Consider the following 15,380-nt stretch of genomic DNA (forward strand, 5'->3'; position numbering starts at 1 on the left):
TTAGCTATTCAATAACGTTTTCACTTTATCAGCGATTGCCTTTCCATCCGCTTTTCCGGCCAATTCTTTGGAGGCCACGCCCATCACTTTTCCCATATCTTTGGGCCCGCTTGCGCCGGTTTTAGCAATAATATCTTCAACCGCCTGAGTCAGTTCTTCATCGGTCAGTGCCTTGGGCAAAAACTCCTGAATTACTTTCAGTTCGGCCATTTCTACTTCGTGCAAATCAAATCTTCCTTGTTGCTCATAGATATCCGCGGAGTCTTTACGCTGTTTGGCCGCTTTAGTGAGCAATTTCATCTCTTCGTCGGCCGATAGATCTCCTTTAACACCCCCTTTGGTTTCTTCCAACAAAATCAAGGACTTAACCGCCCGTAAAGCCGTCAGTCGAGTTTTGTCCTTGGCGATCATGGCAGATTTAATTTCAGATTCTATGGTTTGTTTTAAACTCATTGCTAGTTAGATTATGTTGTAACTTTGTTTTCACTGCAAAAATACCCTTTTTAGAACGCGATATGACTAAGCTAAGTGTAAATATCAATAAGATTGCGACCCTTCGCAACGCCCGGGGAGCAAATAACCCCAATGTGGTTCTGGTGGCACAAGATGCCGAACGTTTTGGAGCGGAAGGAATTACAGTTCATCCGCGTCCCGATGAGCGCCACATTCGCTATCAGGATGTACTGGATTTAGCAGAAGTGGTGACCACTGAATTCAATATTGAAGGTTACCCAGACAAGCGCTATATGGAGCTAGTCAAGCGGGTGAAACCCACCCAAGCCACCCTAGTGCCCGATCCGCCGGATGCCATCACCTCCAATACCGGCTGGGATACGATTACCCATCAGAGCATGTTGAAAGATATCGTGTCCGAACTTAAAGAATCCGGCTGTCGGGTTTCTATTTTCATCAATCCGGAGGCAAAATATTTTGAACCGGCCCAACTCACCGGTACCGACCGCGTAGAGCTTTACACTGAACCCTATGCTTCTCACTACCTGGTAGACCGAGAAAAAGCTGTAGCTCCCTATGTGGAAGTGGCAAAAATCGCACAGGAACTCGGTCTAGGATTGAACGCTGGGCACGATTTGGATCTGCAGAATCTAGCTTTTCTGAAGCATAAAATTCCATTTTTGGATGAGGTTTCCATTGGCCATGCGCTCGTCTGCGATGCGCTTTACTATGGTCTGGAAAATACCATTCAGATGTACAGAAGAAGACTCGAAGAGAATAGTTAATTGTTCAACGTTAAAAGTTAATAGGTTTGAAATTAAATTTTAGAAAATCCGGAACCGGCCAACCCCTTGTAATCCTTCATGGACTTTTTGGATCGGCAGACAATTGGTTTTCCATCGCTCGTGAGCTAGAAAAAGACTTCACACTTTACCTAGTGGATCAAAGAAACCATGGGGATTCTCCGCATGCAGAAGAATGGAATTATCGAGTGATGGTCAAGGATCTTTTGGAGCTTTTTGATGATGAAGGGCTAAGTGAAGTGTTTCTGATGGGACATTCCATGGGTGGGAAAACAGCTATGAATTTTGCTTTGGCTCATCCTGATCGCGTAGAAAAGCTAATCGTTGCCGATATTGCTCCACGCTATTATTCGGTTCACCATCAAACGATTTTAGAAGGTCTCAATTCCATCCCCCTGGCTCAGATCAAATCCCGGAAAGAAGCCGATGAGCATCTTTCCAAGTATATCCACGAACCAGGAATCCGCCAGTTTCTACTCAAAAGCTTGGGAAGGGATGAAAATGGATTTGCTTGGAAAATCAACCTTCCGGTAATCACCAAAAACATTGAAGAGGTGGGAAAAGCCCTTCCTGAAAGTGGAAAATATCAAGGACCCACCCTATTCTTAGCTGGTGCCAATTCCAACTATATCCAACAAAGTGACTTACCGGATATTTTAAATCACTTTCCCAATTATGAGATTGAATTTATTTCCGATGCCGGACATTGGCTGCATGCCGAAAAACCAGAGGTGGTAATTCAGCAGGTAAGGAGATTTTTAAATTAAATTACCCGAATGAATCTATGCCCCAAGGAAAGCTTTTTTTAATCCCCAACATCCTCGCTGAGAATACAGCCGATCAGGTCATCACTCCTCAAGTGCGTGAGGTGATCGCTCATACCAAAGTATTTTTGGTCGAAAATCTACGGACTGCCCGTCGCTATATCTCCAGTCTGAAGCTGGGAGTGAACCTGGAGGAAGTCCACATGGAAATTTTAGATAAAAACACTCCGCCAGAATCCATCAACAGACTCCTTCAGCCGCTATTTAACGGTGCCGATGTAGGAATCCTATCTGAAGCAGGTTGTCCGGGAATCGCCGATCCGGGAGCTTTGGCCGTAGCCCACGCGCACACCCGGGGAATCCAAGTTGTACCTCTATCCGGTCCGAGTTCCATGTTTTTGGCCTTGATGGGCTCGGGTTTTTCGGGTCAGTCCTTTGCCTTTCACGGCTATTTACCCATTGATAAAAAAGAGCGGGCTGCTGCCTTGAAAAAATTGGAAGCAGAATCCCTTCGGGAAAAGCGGGCCCAGATTTTTATGGAGACGCCCTTTCGCAACAATCAGCTTTTAGAGGATTTGACCCGGACGCTTTCGTCTCAAACCAAGCTCTGTATCGCCAAAAATCTAACCGCATCAGACCAAGTCATCCAAACGAAAACCGTGCTTGATTGGAAGAAAAGCCCAATCGATCTGCATAAAATTCCCACCGTTTTTATCCTTCAAAGTTTCTAAGCAATGCTGACCATCGATGCCCATCTGGACCTGAGTATGAATGCCATGGAGTGGAACCGAGACCTGACCCGACCTGTCGCGGAGATCAATGCTCGGGAAAATGGGCTCAAAGACAAACCTGATCGAGGCAATGCAGTGGTTTCCCTTCCCGAACTCCGGAAAGGGAATATCGGCCTGGTTGTCGCCACTCAAATTGCCCGCTATGTCGCCCCCAACAATTCTCTCCCTGGCTGGCATTCTCCCGAGCAAGCCTGGGCCCAAACTCAAGGGCAGTTCGCTTGGTACCAAGCCATGACCGAAAGGGGGGAAATGCGGCAAATCAGAAATCGGCATGAACTGGAGGCACATTTGGCGATTTGGAATAAAGCAGAAGATAAGAGTAAAGAGGCTGTAGGTTTTATCCTCTCCCTGGAGGGAGCCGACTCAATTGTCAACCTCGATTACTTGGAAAAAGCATACGAGTATGGCTTGCGTGCATTAGGTCCTGCCCATTATGGTCCGGGACGCTATGCTCATGGAACCGATGCCTCAGCTCCTTTGAATGCGAAAGGAAAAGAACTCCTTCGCAAAATGGATGAGTTGGGGATTATTTTAGATGCAACGCACCTTTGCGATTTAGCCTTTTGGGATGCTTTAGAGATTTTTCAGGGGCCTATCTGGGCCAGTCATAACAATTGTCGGGCTTTGGTGGACCACAATCGGCAGTTTTCCGACGAGATGATCAAAGCCTTAATTGACAGGGGTGCGGTGATTGGTGGAGCTTTTGATGCCTGGATGCTCAGTCCGGATTGGGTGAGAGGAAAAAGTACTCCAAAAGAGCGAAATGTTACGATTTCTACGGTTTTAGACCACTTGGATCACATTTGTCAGATTGCGGGCAATGCCAATCACATTGGAATCGGATCGGATTTGGATGGAGCTTTTGGGTCTGAGCAATGCCCATGGGATTTGGAAACGATTGCCGATTTACAAAAAATTCCAGACTTATTTCTACAGCGAGGCTTTACCCAACCTGAAGTAGAAAACCTGATGTCAGGCAATTGGTTGAACTTTTTGAAGAATTCTTGGAGTTAAAGATGAGCGTTTTTAATTCTAGCAATTTTTAATTGGGGTTGCATAAGTTCTGTAGATTCAATTTCTTGCAGGAGAAATTGCCAACCCTTAAAATATGAATTACAGACATTTACTCACCCTTTTGGTGCTTGGAATGCTTATTATCCAAGCCCAAGGCCAAAAACTTCAAATTACCGCCAACCACACCGATGCTAAATTCATTCTTCTCAACGACTATGACAATTCCGAAAAACAGGAATTGGGTACAGGGAGCATCGAGTACAAGCTGGACAAAAACTCCAGAAATCGGATCAAAATCACCAAGCCCGGCTTCGATCCGGTTATCAAAGAATACAACAAAGATCTGAAGTGGGACAAAGATCAGCGGGTTTCCTTGGATACCCGTCGAGTCGACATCAGTGTAGAACCCTTTGATGCGGAGATTTTTGTTGATGGACGAAAAATCGGTACCAAAGCCATTTTTATGACTATCCCAAAAGATCGATCAGCGACTCTGGAAATCAAAAAACCAGGTTTTGCCCCGATCACCAAGACCTATTATAACTCTCCTGAGCGAGAAACTCCTCCGATCCGCGAGTTTTTTGAACTAAAAGACCGACAGGTTCGGCTGGAGGTTCAGCCTGCTGATGGAGAAGTCAGCTTAAACGGCGTACTCATGGGAAAAGGGAACCAGGATGTGGCAGTTCCCAATGGAGATTGTGTCACGGTCACCGTGAATAAAGAAGGTTTTGTAGAATATACCCGTGTATTTTGCAACAAACCGGGAGTTGACCCGGAGCCTCCTGTCCGGGAATCGGCTGTTTTGGATGAGCGTTTAGTCAAATTAAACACTGTTCCCAATGATGCGGCAATTGAAATCGCCGGACAGCGAGTCGGCATTGGCGCCTATGATTTGAAAGTTCCGAATGGACGATGCATATCGGTGGTAGTATCCAAAGATGGATTCGTTAAGTATTACAAAGATTATTGTAATCAGGCAGACCGAAATGCTCCTCCGGTAACAGAAACAATTGAAATGGCCCGTGATCAGGCTTATGACAACTCAGTTTCTTCTGACCTTGCCAATGTACGGATTACCGTTCCTGTAGATAGCGCCTATTCCGGTGAAGAAGCTTGGAGAATTCTTTCTTCCATCGTCACCCGTTATTTTGATATTTTGGAAACAGTAGATTACAACACTGGATATCTGACCACTTCTTGGCAAGTGGAGAATTTCAATTCCGCCGTGATCCGAACTCGGGTAATAGTTAGTTCCGGAGGAAATTCTGATCAATTGGCCTATGCTGTGAAATTAGTCAGTCAGGCTGCCGAACTTAATGATCCCAACAGGATTAAGGAAGTCATCACCGTAAAGGATGATGAATTATTTAAAGATTGGTCCCGTATTATGGTCAAGTATCAAGGCCTAGTGGAAGAAATTCAAGCGCGATTACAATAACACAATCGCACCAGAACCGAAAAACCTCGAGGATTGGATCTTCGAGGTTTTTTTTGAGTAGCCCCGCCAAGAATCGAACTTGGATCTAACGTTTAGGAAACGCTTGTTCTATCCGTTGAACTACGGGGCCAAGAAGCAGGTTTTGACCGAGTCTAGCGACCTCCACCCTTCAATCGTTCGCAAGTTAAGAGAAAAGCCCACTTTTAGTCAAATATTTCTCTCCCAACTTATGGCTTTACAGGGAATTACCCTATCTTTGCACTCCAAATTTAGGATGGACGGGTTCCATCCGCTTAACAAACACATAAAAAATTATGGCAGTAAAAATCAGATTAGCACGCAGAGGTAGAAAGAAAATGGCTATCTATGACGTGGTTATCGCAGATGCAAGAGCTCCACGAGATGGACGCTTCATCGAGAAAATCGGAACCTACAATCCGAACACCAACCCCGCATCCATCAACATCAACAATGAGCGCGCTCTCCAGTGGTTATTGAATGGGGCTCAGCCTACCGACACGGTAAAAGCCATGCTTTCTTACCGTGGTGTCATGCTGAAAAAACACCTTCAAATCGGTGTAATCAAAGGAGCGATTACTCAAGAGCAGGCCGATGCAAAATTTGATGCTTGGCTTCAAGACAAAGAGACCAAGATTGCAGGCAAGATGGATTCGATCGGTAAGGCTAAAGAAGAAGCTCGTAAGAAAGCTTTGGAAGCTGAAACCGCTAAAAACCAAGCTCGTCTTGATGCGATCAAAGCAAGAGAAGAGGAGGCAAAAGCAGCTGCTGCAGCCGCAGAAGCTCCTGCTGAAGAAGCAAGCGAAGAAGCTGCTGCTGAAGCTCCCGAGGCGTCTGCAGAAGGCGACGAAGCACAAGCTTAATATCATCTCCCCATGAACAAGGAGCAATGCTTTCAATTAGGCTATGTAGCCAAGGTTCATGGACTTCGTGGTGAAGTAGTAGTGATGCTCGATGTTGATTATCCAGAAGATTATGAAGACCTCAAGCATCTTTTCCTCTTACAAAAAGGCCGATTGGTTCCCTTCTTTCTGGAACACTTCGTTCTCCAACCCGGGAATCGGGTTTTGGCAAAATTTGAGGATCTTGACCGCATAGAGCAAGTAGAAGAACTCGTGGGTTCGGAGATATATCTCCCACTCACAGCCCTTCCCGAGCTAGATGAGGATCAATATTACTTCCACGAATTAATCGGGTTTGAAGTCATTGATGACACACACGGGGTCCTCGGACCGGTGGAAACCATCTACGATCTGGAGACCCAAGATCTCCTCGGGGTAAAACACCAAGAAAAAGAAGTGCTCATTCCCATACAGGACGGTATTATTCAAAAGGTGGACAAGGCAGCTAAAAAAGTTTACTGTCATTTGCCCGAAGGTTTACTTGACATTTATCTTCAAGACTGAGTATGCATATTGACATCATCAGCGTAGTACCTGGATTACTGGAAGGTCCTTTTTCCCATTCGATTCTCAAAAGAGCCGAGGATAAAGGGATTGCAAGGGTCCGGGTTCATAATCTACGCGATTATGCCACCGGCAAGCAAAAGCATGTCGATGATTATGCATTTGGTGGGGGAGCTGGCATGGTAATGATGATCGAACCCATTGCCCGCTGCATTGAGGCTTTACAACAAGAGCGAACCTATGATGAAATCATTTATGTCACTCCGGATGGTAAGACCTTCGATCAGCCCATGGCCAATACCCTGTCGATGAAGCAGAATATTCTGATTCTTTGTGGTCACTACAAGGGAGTGGATGAGCGAATTCGTCAGCGGTACATTACTCAGGAAATCAGTATCGGGGACTATGTCCTTTCGGGAGGCGAATTGGCCGCGGCAGTAATTACTGATGCAGTAATTCGATTGATTCCGGGAGTTCTCAATGACGAAACTTCGGCCTTGACTGATTCTTTTCAGGATCATTTATTGGCTCCTCCAGTGTACACCCGACCTGCCGAATGGCAAGGAATGGAAGTACCGGAAGTGCTGCTATCAGGTCATGAAGCCAAGATCAATGAATGGAGATTTGAAGCATCGGTGCGCCGAACCCAAGAACGAAGGCCGGATTTGTGGGCCAAGTCGGGATTGGAGAAAGGCGAATTGAAATCGAACAAAAAGTAATTGAATAAGCCACGCGTTGGCCAAACAGCGAAAGCATAAAATATAGAAGCTATGAGCGAACTAATGAAAATCGTAGAAGCGGAATACAACGAGGCGAGAGCCAAATTCCCTTCTTTCAAAGCTGGTGATACCATCAACGTACACGTACGAATCAAAGAAGGTAACAAGGAGCGTATCCAGCAGTTCCAAGGAACTGTAATCCAGCGTAAAAACCCGAATTCAAACGGCGAAACATTCACGGTAAGAAAAATCTCTAACGGTATTGGTGTGGAGCGTATTTTCCCTATCCTTTCTCCATCTATCGAGCAAATCGATCTATTGAGACAAGGTAGAGTGAGAAGAGCAAGATTGTTCTACTTGAGAGGACGTCAGGGTAAAGCTGCCCGTATCAAGGAAAAAATCCAGGTGAAACACTAAGGATGATCCTGCTCAACATAAAAAAAGGAATTCAGCAATGGATTCCTTTTTTTATTCCCTTTTAGCGAGTTTCTACAATTTAAATCTCCTGCTTCCGTTTTAATTCACCCTGTTGACTTTACTTGAATATTCCTTTAGCTTTATAGGTATGAATGCTTTTGATCAATCAGACCCAGCAAAAGACTTGGCATTAGTCTTGGTCACCGTGTTTCAAGTTCTCTGCGGATTGGCCTTTTGTGGTTCGATTTATTTGATTAACCTCGCTTCATTGGATTTACTCAACGATTGGACCCTTTCGATCAAAAGTGAATTTTTTCACTTTACCCAAGAGGAGAACTCTCCTTTTTGGGGTATGGCCTTTTTTGCTGTTCCGGCAATTGGGGCCCTGATTAGTTTTTTTGTCTTGGACTATTTGAAAAAAGTCATCCGACAAGAATAAGGACCGGGAGATTCCTTAGAATTATCTTTATCAAAAATCCCCCTTCCCTCACAAATTCCTATCTTTGCAGGCTTAATGATCAAACCATTGATCTGAGTGTTCGTTTTCATTTAGAAATTCCAAATCATGAGTCGAGAAGTTCGCGTTCGTTTTGCCCCATCTCCCACAGGCCCCCTGCATATTGGTGGAGTGAGAACCGCTCTATATAATTACCTTTTTGCCAAAAAACATCAGGGTACCTTTATCCTGCGAATTGAAGATACCGATCAGGCCCGCTATGTGCCCGGTGCAGAAGAATACATTAAAGAATCCTTGGATTGGCTGGGTATCACTCCTGACGAAAGCCCCTGGAATCCAGGAAATTTCGGTCCCTATCGACAGTCTGAGCGTAAGCCAGACTACATGCAATACGCCTTGGATTTAGTCGAAAAAGGTCATGCTTATTATGCCTTTGATACCGCAGAGGAACTGGAGGCCATGCGGGAACGACTCACTGCCGCCCGAGTGGTACAACCTCAATACAACAGTATCACGCGAACGCAGATGAAAAATTCGCTGACACTGTCCGCAGAAGAGGTAAAGGCGAGATTGGAATCTGGAGAACCTTATGTCATTCGAGTCAAAATTCCCAGAAAAGAGGAAGTTCGTCTCAATGATCTTATTCGAGGCTGGGTGATGGTGCATTCTTCTACTTTGGATGATAAGGTCTTAATGAAATCAGATGGCATGCCCACCTACCATTTGGCAAATATCGTCGATGATCATCTGATGAAAATCACCCATGTCATCCGCGGGGAAGAATGGCTTCCTTCCGCACCCTTGCATGTGCTCCTTTACCAGTTTTTTGGTTGGGAAGACAGCATGCCTGAATTTGCCCACTTGCCTCTCTTGCTCAAGCCAGACGGAAATGGTAAACTCTCCAAGCGGGACGGGGACCGATTGGGTTTTCCGGTTTTTCCCATAGACTGGAATAATCCAAGTTCTAGCGAAACGGCCATGGGTTTCCGTGAACAAGGGTACCTGCCCGAAGCTTTACTTAATTTCTTAGCCTTCCTGGGTTGGAATCCCGGTGACGAACGGGAGTTGTTCACCAAAGCGGAATTGGTGGAAGCATTTAGCATAGACCGAATCGGAAAGGCAGGAGCCAAGTTTGACATCGCCAAAGCCAAGTGGTACAATGAGCACTATTTGCGTGCTAAATCAGTGGATGAATTACAGCAATTTGTAATTCAAGATGCCCAAAAAGAGGGATTTGAAGTGAGCGAAGAAAAGGCTGCGGCAATGGTCCGATTGACCAAAGATCGGGTGACATTCCCTGCCGAACTTTGGCAGGAAAGTAAGTTTCTGATTGTAACTCCTTCAACTTTTGATGATCAGGTAGCTTCCAAAAGGTGGAATGCCGATGCGGTGAAGGTATTGACCCATTATGCCGAGCGCCTGCAAAATCATTCTGGCGAATTTGATGCGGAGACTGCAAAAAACCTACTGGCAGCGTCAGCAGATGCCGTGGAAGTAAAACTCGGCAAAGTCATGCAGGCTGTACGCCTAGCCGTGACTGGTGCAGGTGCAGGGCCGGATTTGATGGAGATATTTGCTATCTTAGGGGTAAAGGAGTTGGCCAATCGAATTCGATTTGCCCTCGACCAGCTTCCAGTTAATGGCTAATTTGAGCAACAATGAGCAAAAAAAAGAAGAAAAAACAACAAGAAGACCCGAAAGTCCATGGTGATTTGAAGGGTTTCAAAATGGAAATAGATTCGTTTGGAGAAATCTCCTCTTCCTTTCCGATCGATAAAATCAATGAATTCCTCAACAAGAATGTCGAGGACAAAAAACTGAAAGACCGGGAGGACCTCGAGGATATCAAACGAGGCCCGGAGGATGAATAATCGATCAAAAAGCTCCTGATTTTGGGAGCTTTTTTTGAACTTCCAAATGCCAAAATCACCTATGCGCTTTTTTCTTCTTCTGCTCTTGACCACCTTCACCTCGCTGCCTACGCTCGCCCAAACCAGTGTTGGAATTCGAGCCGGTTACACCACCTCCACCTATTCCTATCGCCCGGCAGCCAATTTCCGTGCCATCAGCACAGAGGCAGTGGGTAAGCCTACTGTTGCCTTGGTTATGGAGCATTTCAATTCCAAAAATGCAGGCATTGAACTCAATCTCCAACTCATTACACTTGGAATGAATCTTCCTAATCCCGATACGGATCCCGTACAGCGAAACATCACCGAGTTGGACTACTTGAAAATGCCCCTACTTGCGAGTTTCTTTGCAGGACGCTCCGGAAGATTTCAAATCAAAATCGGACCCCACGTAGGTTATCTGATGGATGCCCGGGATATTCAGCGAGACTTTACCAATTCGGCCAGCCCGGAAATCCCAACTTATGGCCGAGCTGATGACCAACCCAAAAAACTCATGTATGGGCTCACAGGAGGAGCAGGAATTTCTAAGCTCTTTGGAAAAAGTACACTGGCTGCCGAGGTACGCTTTGCTTATGATTTTACCAACCCTGAGGGACAGGATCGGATTTTTGATATGAACTCCACCAACCTGGAATTTACACTGGCCTACCTTTTTCGAATTCGGGAAAAAGATTGATCCCTAAAAAATCCCATGTTTTTTCCACCCTTGTCATATAAACACACATTTTCACGACTAAGGGTTGAATATGCAGCATAGCAAGCTTGAACATCTTCTCAAAACCCATCATCGGGAAGCCTTCCTCTGGGCTAGGCAATGTTGTTATTTCGATGATGAACTTGCAAAAGATGTCTTACAGCAGTGCTACCTGAAAATTCTCGAAGGAAAGGCCAAACTTCAGCATCCCGAAAAAATCAAATCCTGGCTTTTTTCCATTATCCGGTTTACGGCAATCGATGAACTTCGGAAGCTAGGAAAAACTGAATCCTTGGAAGAAAACTACGATCCGATCATTCTTGAGGATGAGTTGGATCAGCGCAATTATGAAGGAATCATTCAACGCCTTCCCTTGCGCCAACGAGAAGTAATCCTAGCAGTCTTTTACCATAATTTAACTATAGAGGAAGCAGCCGAAACGCTGCAAATTACCCTAGGAACTGCACGTACGCATTATGACCGAGGCAAAAAGAAATTGAAAGAATTAATCCTTAAATCTGAAACCCTGAATCAACATGGCTAATGACGAACTAATCCGGGACTTCTTCCTAAAAATGAAGGCCGGAGATCAGCGGATACCGACTCCGGAATTTCCCGAAGTAAAAACCGGGGGTTTCAATTGGTGGATTCCCCTAGGCATAGCAGCTACTTTGCTTTTGGGTGGATTTTTCCTGATGAACGAGCCTGTACCTGAGCCGCCAGCCGACCTGATTATCATCTCACTGCAAGAAAACGAAAACCAAGAACAACAATTGATCATCGAAGAAAAGGCCTTCATCGATACCTGGGAATCAACTACCTCCTCCCTTTTGACTGATTTCTAAACCAACGCTACCATGAAAAACCTAGTTGTAATCGGATTCCTCCTGCTCTCAAACCTTACCTTGGCCCAGGACATCTTCAAGAAGAATCTTTATTCTGCAGATCAAATCATGCAGGCTCGAGAAAAGATCAATCTAAGCGAAAGTCAAGCCGACAAAATCAAAAAAATCCATGCTGAAAATGCGGGCGACTTCTCCAGCCTCAAATGGGATTTGGACCAAGCGAATGACCGCCTGGAAAAACTCTTGGCCAGTCCAAAAACTGATCAGGCCGCTGTCATGAGTCAATTGGACCGAGTGCTCAATTTAGAAAATCAATTGAAGAGAAAACAAGTCGCTACTTTAGTTGCCATTAAAAATGAGCTCAGCGAAAGCCAAGTATTGGCCATGGATCGCCAATTCTTAGGCAAAAGCCAAACACTTTCCGGAAGGGTATCTGGATTGGGGAGGAGTGAAACTACCGGTTCCTCCAGGAGCACATCAGGAGCTAAAGTACGTATCGGATATCCCAGTCAGGGGGTTTCAATCGCAGTGGCAGGTGAAAATAAAGAAAATCAGCCTTTCTTCATTTTTAAAACTTCTGAAGGAAGTGTTGAAAAGTCATCCATGAGCAATCTGGATATCGACCCCAATGACATCGAAAGTATTTCTGTACTCAAAGACAAATCCGCTACAGAAGTTTATGGAGAAAAAGCCAAAAATGGCGTCATTATCATTACCCTCAAAGATGGGGTCAAGCTCAAATACAAAAATTAGGTGATGGTTTAAATTAGATGGAAAAAGGAGGCTGATTGGCCTCCTTTTTTAATTCTCCACCCTTGAAGGAGTTCGAATTCCTTGACGGGTAAACCCAATCAATCCAAAAACCGCCAACTCGCTTGATGATTTTTATCCAGTACTTGTCCCGTGACTTTGGCTCTCAGGATTTCCACCGGCATGGTGTTTTGCTGCATAATCAGGTCGTGAAAGGCTTTTTCTCCCATTTTCCCTGAGTCCACCATTTCCGCTCGAAGCGCATAAAACTCCAAAGCCCCAATCATATAGGCGATCTGATACAAAGGCCCATAGCTCCCCTCAAAGGATCTCCGAACTTCTGCTTCAGCATTTGCATACTCGTGTCCCACCCGATCCACCAAAAGATCGATGCATTCCTGTGGTGTCATTTTACCCAGGTGATAATTGAGCGAAAAGATGATCCGAGCACAGCGATGCATCCTCCAAAACAGCATCCCCACTTTGTCTTTCGCATCCCGGGGAAAGTCTCGATCCCAAAGTACAAATTCCCAGTACAAGGCCCAACCTTCGGTCCAGAATGGCGTACGGAAAAGCCGGCGGTGTGTCATGTAGCGCTGATTCAAAAATTGCTGCAAATGATGTCCGGGAATCAATTCGTGCTGAACGGTGGCTCGTGAAAAATGGGGGTTATTTCCCCGCATGGACATCATTTTTTCCTCATGGGTCATCTCCGAGGTTGGGTAAGAAATCTGAATCACTTCTCCACCCAGGAAGAAAGGACTGACGCGTTGTCTTTCAGCGGAAATCATCCGCGTTCGCCAAGTTTCTTTCGCCAATTCAGGTACGGTAATCCAGTCATTTTTCTCCATGATTCCGATAGCCTCTTCTCCAAGACGGGCTACTTCCTCAGGCCAGGCTCCTGCAGGCAGGTAAGTTTCCTTGACCATTTCCAGGGCTGCTTTCCAGTCATCCCCGAATCCCAGTTCATTGGAAGCTTTGAGCATCTCCTTTTCACACCATTCAAATTGACGTTCTGCTTCAGCAATCAGCTCCTCGGGAGAATAAGCGATCATTTCGAAGGCCAGCTGATTGAGCAAGGCTTCCCTTCCGATCGGTTTGCCAATGATACCACTTCCATCATCTTTCACCGAATTGGTATAGTGCTCGCGCAAAGCGGATGCATACGAATTCAGACTGGCATCCAAGGCCTTCCAAGGCTCAGGCATCCACCAGGTAAACTCCGGGTCATAATCCAGGTAAAAATCATAGGCTTCTTTGACTGTACGATGCAGGCTTTCTACTGTTGAAGCAGCCAAATCTGCCTTTTGCCAAGAATTGTATTGGGGAGTGGCCGGTATCGCTTCCTTTTGTTGGTCAATTTGCTTGGCCACCGCATTCCAACTTGCCGCCAACGCTTGAGCATCCGGTTCTTTGGCGCGGCGACGAGCAACTACAAAATCATGAAGCGGCTCGGAGAAAGCCACTACTGATTTCACCTCATCAAAGGCTTTTCTTTCCAAGGCCATCTGGGCGAGTTGGGTTTCCAGGTAATTTCGAAAAAGTACATAATCGATTTTCCCATCCTCTGAAAAGGAATCATAATTGGAATTTTGCAGCGCTTGCAAATATTCTTGATTAAACTCCTCCATTCGTTTGAAATATTCTTCGGAAAGCGAATTGGTGTACAAGCGGCTGAGGGCACCCCGATCGGCTTGATACGTTTGAATCATTTGGGCGAGTTCGGTGGCTTGAGCCAAGAAGGCAAAACCACAGAAAAGAAGAAAGAGGATGGCTTTTTTCATAAGAAAGCAAAGATTGATAATGAAGGACTTAATTAGAAAAAATTACTAAAAATCTGAATACCGCTTAAAAAAATCCTGCGACCATCCGTTAATTTCTTCACTCAACCCTCTGATTGATTGCGAATTAATTTTTAATCTGTATCTTCAAAAGTATAAAATTTTGAAATCTATCCTTTTAACAGAATTAATTATTCCCCCAACCCTCTTCACATTTAGTCACTATGGAACTACGTATCGAAAATTTATCTAAAACCTATCCAAATGGAGTTCAAGCACTCAAGCAGATTTCCCTGACCATCCCCCAGGGGATGTTTGGCCTACTCGGCCCCAACGGAGCTGGGAAATCCACCCTGATGCGGACTATCGCCACACTTCAAGAAGCAGATTCCGGCTCCATCACCTTAAATGGAATTGATGTGTTGAAAGACAAACAGGCGGTCAGAGAGCGACTGGGATATTTACCTCAGGATTTTGGACTTTATCCTCGGATCAATGCCGAGACGATGCTGGATCACATTGCACAGATGAAAGGGGTCGGAAATAAAGCTGAGCGAAAGGATCTCGTTGAAAATTTGCTCAATCGAGTTAACCTATATAAAGACCGGAAAAAAGGGTTGGGTACGTATTCAGGGGGAATGAGGCAGCGATTCGGCATTGCCCAGGCTTTGGTCGGAAATCCCTCGCTGATCATTGTGGACGAGCCAACTGCTGGTTTGGATCCTTCGGAGCGAAATCGCTTTTACAATTTGCTTTCTGAAATTGGCGAAAACACCATCGTCATTCTCTCCACTCATATTGTGGAAGATGTCAATACCCTTTGCTCCAATATGGCCATCATCTGTAAGGGAGAAGTCTTGATGCAGGGTACACCCAAAGAGGGTTTGGCGCAGGTCCATGGAAAAATCTACCAAAAATCCATCGAAAAATCAGAATTGGATCAATACCGGGAAAACTATCAAGTGATTTCTACCAAATTAATCTCCGGCAAGCTTAGCCTTCGGATAGAAAGTCAAACAGCTCCAGAAAACGGCTTCGAACCCAGTCCTGCAGACTTGGAGGACGTTTACTTCAGTTTTATTTCCCAAAAAGTAGATCCGATCACCATTTAATCTTC

At 45.3% G+C, this 15,380-nt stretch carries 19 protein-coding genes and 1 tRNA gene; 17 read left to right on the top strand and 3 right to left on the bottom strand.

Going from position 1 to position 15,380, the window contains the following annotated elements; all coding sequences use genetic code 11:
• Positions 1-453 (bottom strand): GatB/YqeY domain-containing protein, encoded by a 453-nt coding sequence (locus tag Q0L00_RS08915; protein ID WP_297336531.1) that lies wholly within the window; start codon positions 451-453, stop codon positions 1-3.
• A 62-nt stretch (positions 454-515) separates the two neighbouring features.
• On the opposite strand from Q0L00_RS08915, the gene Q0L00_RS08920 reads away from it, so the two are divergent.
• The 5 genes from Q0L00_RS08920 to Q0L00_RS08940 all read left to right on the top strand — a co-directional run bounded on the left by Q0L00_RS08920 (position 516) and on the right by Q0L00_RS08940 (position 5,263).
• The gene (locus Q0L00_RS08920) at positions 516-1,238 is read left to right on the top strand and encodes a pyridoxine 5'-phosphate synthase (protein WP_297336532.1); all 723 of its coding nucleotides are present in this window, start codon (positions 516-518) and stop codon (positions 1,236-1,238) included.
• 26 nt (positions 1,239-1,264) lie between these two features.
• Positions 1,265-2,023 carry an alpha/beta fold hydrolase gene (locus Q0L00_RS08925; RefSeq protein ID WP_297336533.1) on the top strand — a complete coding sequence of 253 codons (759 nt, stop codon included), beginning with the start codon at positions 1,265-1,267 and terminating at the stop codon, positions 2,021-2,023.
• A gap of 17 nt (positions 2,024-2,040) precedes the next feature.
• Positions 2,041-2,751, top strand: a complete 711-nt coding sequence (locus Q0L00_RS08930; RefSeq protein WP_297336534.1) for an SAM-dependent methyltransferase — start codon at positions 2,041-2,043, stop codon at positions 2,749-2,751.
• Positions 2,752-2,754: 3 nt separating this feature from the next.
• Positions 2,755-3,825, top strand: a complete 1,071-nt coding sequence (locus tag Q0L00_RS08935; protein ID WP_297336535.1) for a membrane dipeptidase — start codon at positions 2,755-2,757, stop codon at positions 3,823-3,825.
• A 94-nt stretch (positions 3,826-3,919) separates the two neighbouring features.
• Complete coding sequence (locus tag Q0L00_RS08940; RefSeq protein WP_297336536.1) at positions 3,920-5,263, top strand: hypothetical protein; 1,344 nt, start codon at positions 3,920-3,922, stop codon at positions 5,261-5,263.
• A gap of 58 nt (positions 5,264-5,321) precedes the next feature.
• Here the strand turns inward: Q0L00_RS08940 and Q0L00_RS08945 are convergent.
• Positions 5,322-5,393, bottom strand: a tRNA-Arg gene (locus Q0L00_RS08945).
• 184 nt (positions 5,394-5,577) lie between these two features.
• On the opposite strand from Q0L00_RS08945, the gene Q0L00_RS08950 reads away from it, so the two are divergent.
• From Q0L00_RS08950 to Q0L00_RS09000, 11 genes are all read left to right on the top strand, one after another.
• Positions 5,578-6,144 carry a 30S ribosomal protein S16 gene (locus tag Q0L00_RS08950; RefSeq protein WP_297336537.1) on the top strand — a complete coding sequence of 189 codons (567 nt, stop codon included), beginning with the start codon at positions 5,578-5,580 and terminating at the stop codon, positions 6,142-6,144.
• 12 nt (positions 6,145-6,156) lie between these two features.
• Positions 6,157-6,687, top strand: coding sequence for a ribosome maturation factor RimM (gene rimM, locus Q0L00_RS08955; RefSeq protein ID WP_297336538.1), 531 nt, complete (start codon positions 6,157-6,159; stop codon positions 6,685-6,687).
• A gap of 2 nt (positions 6,688-6,689) precedes the next feature.
• Complete coding sequence (trmD, locus tag Q0L00_RS08960) at positions 6,690-7,406, top strand: tRNA (guanosine(37)-N1)-methyltransferase TrmD (protein WP_297336539.1); 717 nt, start codon at positions 6,690-6,692, stop codon at positions 7,404-7,406.
• Between the two features lie 51 nt (positions 7,407-7,457).
• Entirely contained in the window at positions 7,458-7,823 is a 366-nt protein-coding gene (gene rplS, locus Q0L00_RS08965; protein WP_092792971.1) for a 50S ribosomal protein L19, read from the top strand.
• A gap of 148 nt (positions 7,824-7,971) precedes the next feature.
• Positions 7,972-8,262: a hypothetical protein gene (locus tag Q0L00_RS08970; protein WP_297336540.1), complete on the top strand. Its 291-nt coding sequence runs from the start codon at positions 7,972-7,974 to the stop codon at positions 8,260-8,262.
• Positions 8,263-8,388: 126 nt separating this feature from the next.
• The gene (gene gltX, locus Q0L00_RS08975) at positions 8,389-9,927 is read left to right on the top strand and encodes a glutamate--tRNA ligase (RefSeq protein ID WP_297336541.1); all 1,539 of its coding nucleotides are present in this window, start codon (positions 8,389-8,391) and stop codon (positions 9,925-9,927) included.
• An 11-nt stretch (positions 9,928-9,938) separates the two neighbouring features.
• Entirely contained in the window at positions 9,939-10,151 is a 213-nt protein-coding gene (locus Q0L00_RS08980; protein WP_297336542.1) for a hypothetical protein, read from the top strand.
• A gap of 61 nt (positions 10,152-10,212) precedes the next feature.
• Positions 10,213-10,869, top strand: coding sequence for a porin family protein (locus Q0L00_RS08985; protein WP_297336543.1), 657 nt, complete (start codon positions 10,213-10,215; stop codon positions 10,867-10,869).
• Between the two features lie 70 nt (positions 10,870-10,939).
• Positions 10,940-11,431, top strand: a complete 492-nt coding sequence (locus Q0L00_RS08990; RefSeq protein WP_297336544.1) for an RNA polymerase sigma factor — start codon at positions 10,940-10,942, stop codon at positions 11,429-11,431.
• Complete coding sequence (locus Q0L00_RS08995) at positions 11,424-11,732, top strand: hypothetical protein (RefSeq protein WP_297336545.1); 309 nt, start codon at positions 11,424-11,426, stop codon at positions 11,730-11,732. Before Q0L00_RS08990 ends, Q0L00_RS08995 begins: the two co-directional genes overlap by 8 nt.
• 12 nt (positions 11,733-11,744) lie before the next feature.
• Positions 11,745-12,485, top strand: coding sequence for a periplasmic heavy metal sensor (locus Q0L00_RS09000; protein WP_297336546.1), 741 nt, complete (start codon positions 11,745-11,747; stop codon positions 12,483-12,485).
• Between the two features lie 98 nt (positions 12,486-12,583).
• Here the strand turns inward: Q0L00_RS09000 and Q0L00_RS09005 are convergent, their stop codons facing one another.
• Entirely contained in the window at positions 12,584-14,266 is a 1,683-nt protein-coding gene (locus Q0L00_RS09005; RefSeq protein WP_297336547.1) for a DUF885 family protein, read from the bottom strand.
• Positions 14,267-14,487: 221 nt separating this feature from the next.
• Here Q0L00_RS09005 and Q0L00_RS09010 point away from each other — a divergent pair, with 221 nt between their 5' ends.
• Positions 14,488-15,375 carry an ABC transporter ATP-binding protein gene (locus Q0L00_RS09010; RefSeq protein ID WP_297336548.1) on the top strand — a complete coding sequence of 296 codons (888 nt, stop codon included), beginning with the start codon at positions 14,488-14,490 and terminating at the stop codon, positions 15,373-15,375.
• The last annotated feature ends 5 nt before the right edge of the window (positions 15,376-15,380 follow it).

The organism is Algoriphagus sp., from assembly GCF_024305035.1.
GTDB lineage: Bacteria > Bacteroidota > Bacteroidia > Cytophagales > Cyclobacteriaceae > Algoriphagus.

What these genes read in the sequence shown, in the direction of transcription:
- rplS (WP_092792971.1), top strand. Translation starts at nt 7,458, where the DNA reads ATGAGCGAACTAATGAAAATCGTAGAAGCGGAATACAACGAGGCGAGA.
- Q0L00_RS08970 (WP_297336540.1), top strand. Translation starts at nt 7,972, where the DNA reads ATGAATGCTTTTGATCAATCAGACCCAGCAAAAGACTTGGCATTAGTC.
- rimM (WP_297336538.1), top strand. Translation starts at nt 6,157, where the DNA reads ATGAACAAGGAGCAATGCTTTCAATTAGGCTATGTAGCCAAGGTTCAT.
- Q0L00_RS08920 (WP_297336532.1), top strand. Translation starts at nt 516, where the DNA reads ATGACTAAGCTAAGTGTAAATATCAATAAGATTGCGACCCTTCGCAAC.
- Q0L00_RS09010 (WP_297336548.1), top strand. Translation starts at nt 14,488, where the DNA reads ATGGAACTACGTATCGAAAATTTATCTAAAACCTATCCAAATGGAGTT.
- Q0L00_RS08995 (WP_297336545.1), top strand. Translation starts at nt 11,424, where the DNA reads ATGGCTAATGACGAACTAATCCGGGACTTCTTCCTAAAAATGAAGGCC.
- gltX (WP_297336541.1), top strand. Translation starts at nt 8,389, where the DNA reads ATGAGTCGAGAAGTTCGCGTTCGTTTTGCCCCATCTCCCACAGGCCCC.
- Q0L00_RS08950 (WP_297336537.1), top strand. Translation starts at nt 5,578, where the DNA reads ATGGCAGTAAAAATCAGATTAGCACGCAGAGGTAGAAAGAAAATGGCT.
- Q0L00_RS09000 (WP_297336546.1), top strand. Translation starts at nt 11,745, where the DNA reads ATGAAAAACCTAGTTGTAATCGGATTCCTCCTGCTCTCAAACCTTACC.
- Q0L00_RS08940 (WP_297336536.1), top strand. Translation starts at nt 3,920, where the DNA reads ATGAATTACAGACATTTACTCACCCTTTTGGTGCTTGGAATGCTTATT.
- Q0L00_RS08990 (WP_297336544.1), top strand. Translation starts at nt 10,940, where the DNA reads ATGCAGCATAGCAAGCTTGAACATCTTCTCAAAACCCATCATCGGGAA.
- trmD (WP_297336539.1), top strand. Translation starts at nt 6,690, where the DNA reads ATGCATATTGACATCATCAGCGTAGTACCTGGATTACTGGAAGGTCCT.
- Q0L00_RS08985 (WP_297336543.1), top strand. Translation starts at nt 10,213, where the DNA reads ATGCGCTTTTTTCTTCTTCTGCTCTTGACCACCTTCACCTCGCTGCCT.
- Q0L00_RS08915 (WP_297336531.1), bottom strand. Translation starts at nt 453, where the DNA reads ATGAGTTTAAAACAAACCATAGAATCTGAAATTAAATCTGCCATGATC.
- Q0L00_RS08935 (WP_297336535.1), top strand. Translation starts at nt 2,755, where the DNA reads ATGCTGACCATCGATGCCCATCTGGACCTGAGTATGAATGCCATGGAG.
- Q0L00_RS09005 (WP_297336547.1), bottom strand. Translation starts at nt 14,266, where the DNA reads ATGAAAAAAGCCATCCTCTTTCTTCTTTTCTGTGGTTTTGCCTTCTTG.
- Q0L00_RS08930 (WP_297336534.1), top strand. Translation starts at nt 2,041, where the DNA reads ATGCCCCAAGGAAAGCTTTTTTTAATCCCCAACATCCTCGCTGAGAAT.
- Q0L00_RS08980 (WP_297336542.1), top strand. Translation starts at nt 9,939, where the DNA reads ATGAGCAAAAAAAAGAAGAAAAAACAACAAGAAGACCCGAAAGTCCAT.